The organism is Armatimonadota bacterium, assembly GCA_020354555.1.
Classification (GTDB): Bacteria; Armatimonadota; Hebobacteria.
Genome location: CP070648.1, coordinates 2,467,962 through 2,471,856 on the forward strand (window position 1 = coordinate 2,467,962; position 3,895 = coordinate 2,471,856).

Genomic DNA, 3,895 nt, shown 5'->3' on the forward strand with positions numbered 1-3,895 from the left:
ACCTGTATCGCGGCACGACACCGGGCATCGCGAACGACATGGCCTCGGCGACGAAGACCGAGGGTGTGGTCTCGCCGCACATCGACACGGTGCCAGTCGGGCAAGTGACGTACTACTACGTGTTGACCGCAGTCACCGCTGGTGGTGAAGGTCCTCCGTCGGCCGAAGTCTCGGCGACCCCGCGTGGTTCGCCGGGTACGGGTGGTGGAGGCTCAGGACAGGGCCCGGGAGGTGATGGGCACGAGACCACGTTCGGCAACAACCTGTCGGTGCCGGTCGTCTTTGCGGACGGCATGGGTCTCACAGGTGCGGAGATCACGGGCACGGACCACACCGACCTGGCCACCGGCCTGCGGCCGACGGCCACCGACATCACCGATCCGTTCCCGTACTTCGACCCAGCGACGATCTACCTGCTCGACGGCACGAGCTACTACAAGCAGAAGACCGCGAGCACTTGGCAGGCGAGCTGGATCAACGGGACGGCCCAGATGCAGAAGGTGGAACTCGACTGGGGTGACAACCTGGCGAGCGCAGCGCTGTCGTCGAGCCAGGTCATCCGCGTCGAGACCATCCTGCGGCAGTACAAGGGCAGCGCGGCGTGGCCCAGCACCGAGAGCATGACGGGCTATCCGATGCAACTGCTCTACGGCGCGGGGATCACCGAGATGCAAGGCACGACCGGTGTCGCGATGGACGCGACCGAACGTCGCGTCTTTGCGGTGACGGCCCGCCTGAGCATCCGCAAGCTAGAAGCTGGCGCGCCGCAGGACCACATCTGCGGGTTCGAAGGCTCGATTGCCGAGGCGTTCGCGCTGCCCGACGGCTCGCAACTGGCCAAGTACACGGCCGAGATCAACGTCGGGGGAAGCCAGACCTATGGCTTCAACTGGCGGCTGGGCCAGTGCACCGCGCCCGACAAGGCCGGAACCTGGCGGATCACGTTCTCGCTAGACGAGCAGGTCGATGTCGGCGGCAAGTCGCTCAACAACAACGTGCAGATCGATACGCTGCACCCGTCGGAGACCACAGCCGTAATCGATAACCAGAGGACCTCGCACATCGACATCATCGTGAAGTAAGACGGCGATCCAAGCATGGAATGAGCACCCCGCAGCGTCGTGTCGAGCGGCTGATGCTTGAGCACGGCGTTCAGGGGCGGCGCAAGCGGCGGCACAAGGGGACGACGGACTCCAATGTCCCGTCCCCGAATCGCTGTTCAATGTGTCGTAGGTGCGAGCCTCATCGTGCTCGAAGTGCTCGTCGCCGGAAGCGCTGAATGGTTTCTGTGCGCATCGAGTTGAAAGGAGCGTGTTCGGCAAGGAGGGTCGTATGAAGATCCTGCTCCGCTCCAACTGGCGCTGGCCGGCAGTCGCTGCGCTCGCCATGATTGGCGGGCTTGCTCTGGCCCTCACGCAGATCGTCGTGAATTCACCCCTCGCGCTCAGCGAGGGCGGCAACTCCGACAAGCCCAAGATGCAGCGAGCCGGCAATGGTTTGCTGATTACCGTCTATGGCGACAGCCCCGCAGGCGCTCAGGACGTGTACGACGTCAAGGCCGCGGTCGAGCGCAAGGCGCGCGACATCTTCGTGCGCACCTGCATGCTCGGTGCCGACAGGAGCTGCGATGACGCATCGCATTGGTCGGCGGCGAAGAACATCTCGAACTCGGCGCTCAAGACCAGCATCACGACCGACTGGCGCGGCACCTCCGGCGACCCCGCGCCGTACCCGGGCGATATCGACAAGCCCAACGCGAAGATGAGCGGCCCGGTGATGGTGATCACCTGGATCAGCAAGTACTGCCCCGATGGGGATCTCTCGGTCGCAGGCACGCAGCCGTCCGTGCAACGCGCGATCCAGTACGCCGAACGGGACTTCCGCGTCATCCCGTTCTCCTGCCTGTGGATCGCATACTCCACCAACCACGGCACCAGCTTTAGCGCTCCGCGCCAGCTGACCACGGGACTGCGCGACGCCATCCAGGACTTCAGCGCGGGCGGTTACGACAGCAAGGCCAAGACGGGCCAGTTCGCGTTCAGCTGGCAGGAAGACCCTCAGGGCCTGCTGCTCGGGGAAGCCGAAGGACCCGGTGATGGCGCTGCCGGCGCCAAGGTCAACGGCGGCACCGACATCTGGTACAGCTACGCGACAGTCGACTTGTCCATCCCGAGTACACCCAGCGACGACTTCGTCCTTTCGCCACCCGTGCGGCTGAGCGACAACTGGCAAGGCAAGCTGGGGCTCGGGAAGTCCACGGACCGCGTAATCGGTGGCGCTGGCTCGCCCGTCGACCCCGGTCAGCTCGAGACAGGACAGGCCGGTGCCTCGCGCGCCAACATCTCGCTCGCCGGCACAACCGCCGTCGTGGCTTACGAGGAAACAAAGGCCGCCGACCTGCCCACCGTCCAGGGCAAGTTCGTGCGCTACCACGTGTTCGACTACCGCAAGCCGGTCTACATCGGCGGCGACGCGAGCAGCAACCACCCGGCCGGCTGCGTGATCAGCGACCCGCTCAAGAACGCGCGACGTGCGCGTGTGCTGACGCAGAGCGCTGCCGACGCCGGGCCTGGCGGCATCCAGCTCGCGCTGCTGTGGCGCGAAGGCATCTTCAACCAGGGCGGCCCGGCCGACATTGTGGTTCGGCGCGGGCTGGGCGGCGTGCGGCCCGAGCATCTTGTGCCCGTGGTGGACGGCGGCTGCTTCACCTCCAGCTACGGCGCGGTCAAGACGCTGACCAGCGAGCGCGCCGAGAACATCAGCAGCAACTCGCTGGCTGCGAGCGATCTCAACCTGCTCGACGATACCGAGTCCTATGTCAAGGAGAACGGCATGGCGCACCGCGGTGTGCTCCGCGGGCCCGAGCTGTGGATCGGGTACTCCTACACGTCGGACATGGACAAGCTCTGGGCGCAGCAGGACAACTACAACTTCTGGGTGCGCAAGTACACGCTGGGCAGCGGTTGGGACAAGCCGCAGAACCTCACGCAGGTCACCGACACCCGCATCAACGTGCGCGAGCCGCGTCTGTTCAGCACGCCCAAGAGCGCTTCCAGCGGCTGCGCGAGCGGCAACCCTGCGGACCCCACGACCACCGACCCGACGCTGTGCCAGAACACCGCGATCGTCTACCTGGCCTGGGGCACGCAGACCAACCTGCCGCCGGACCAGGCCGATCAGGCCGAGGACCTGGGCATCTTCATCACTTTCAGTGACGACGGTGGGCAGACTTTCCGGCCGCCGCTGCGCTACTCCACGGCTAAAGGCTCGCTGTTCGACGACGACGAGGCAGCCTACGAGTCGCAGATCGTGACCCGCCCGGACGGCACGCGCTTCTACGGGGCATGGAACCGCATCGACCTGCTGACCGGTGCCACGACCGCGGAATTCGCCAGTGGCGAGCTGGTCGATGTGGCTCCGCCGCCAGAGCCTGCCCCCGAACCGGTGCCTGCGCCAGAACCGGCACCGGAGCCCGTACCGGAGCCGCCGGCGCCTCCGACCGAACCGTCGCCGACCGAGCCTCCTGTCAGTCCGCCAGTGGACACGCTGCCCCCGCCCACGCCAGACAGCCCGGGGGGATGCGCCATCGCGAGAGCGCCCGCGCCGGTCGACCCCGCTCTGTGGCTGCTCGTGGCTTTCGGCCTCATGGGCATCACGCTGCGCCGCGCGCGTGACGACTTGCGGCGATGATCGGCCTCGGCCAAGGCATCGTCGCCGCGCTGCTCCAGGATAGCGGCCTTGGTCGATGGACCTCGTCGTTCCGGGACCGCCACCTCCAGCTTGCCGTCGCCGCTGCGCTGCCGGTGTGGATTGCGCTCGGGCTGGGCGTGGCCGGGCCGCTGTACCTGCCGCGCGGCCCGGCGGCTTGGTTGGCATTCGTGCTGATCATGCCGCT

The 3,895-nt window shown here is 66.7% G+C and carries 3 protein-coding genes; all 3 read left to right on the forward strand.

The genetic code is table 11. From position 1 onward, the window contains the following. Positions 1-1,082: hypothetical protein (locus JSV65_10070; GenBank protein UCH32942.1), on the forward strand; the 1,082-nt coding region annotated here is incomplete at its 5' end. Between the two features lie 250 nt (positions 1,083-1,332). After that, entirely contained in the window at positions 1,333-3,690 is a 2,358-nt protein-coding gene (locus tag JSV65_10075) for a hypothetical protein (protein UCH32943.1), read from the forward strand. Beyond that, positions 3,687-3,895 (forward strand): hypothetical protein (locus tag JSV65_10080; protein ID UCH32944.1); only part of this gene is annotated, 209 nt, incomplete at its 3' end. The genes JSV65_10075 and JSV65_10080, both read left to right, overlap by 4 nt.